Origin of the sequence: Pseudomonas sp. HY13-MNA-CIBAN-0226 (genome assembly GCF_040310305.1) — a bacterium.
Lineage (GTDB): Bacteria > Pseudomonadota > Gammaproteobacteria > Pseudomonadales > Pseudomonadaceae > Aquipseudomonas > Aquipseudomonas gregormendelii.
This window is the reverse complement of sequence record NZ_JBEOPS010000092.1, coordinates 1-375: the sequence shown is the minus strand read 5'-3', so window position 1 is coordinate 375 and position 375 is coordinate 1. Positions and strand designations below refer to the sequence as shown.

Here is a 375-nt window from a genome sequence, read left to right as displayed (position 1 = left end):
CACCACGAGGTTGCGCAGGGTTTGCCACACAATCGGCATCACGCTGAATTGTGGGTTGTTCAGGTCGCCGCTTACCGGCAGTTCGATGGAGATCTTGCCGTCGGAGTCCTTGAGCAGGGCGACAGCCAGGCGAATCGGTAAGTCCACGGCATCGGAGCTGTCGACTTTTTCACCCAATTGCAGTTGCTCGACCACCACTTTGTTTTCAGCCTTCAACTGGCCTTTGGTGATCACGTAGTGCAGATCGAGATTCAGGCGGCCTTTGCGGATGCGGAAGCCTGCGAACTTGCCCGAGTAAGGTGTCAGGTTGGTCAACTCGACACGCTTGAAGCTGGTGGCGATGTCCAACGCGGCCATCGGGTCAAACGGGTTCAC

At 57.1% G+C, this 375-nt stretch carries 1 protein-coding gene; it reads right to left on the bottom strand.

Annotated elements, in window-relative coordinates:
• On the bottom strand, positions 1–375 hold a 375-nt coding region (locus AAEZ05_RS27900; protein ID WP_350649785.1), incomplete at both ends, for a DUF748 domain-containing protein.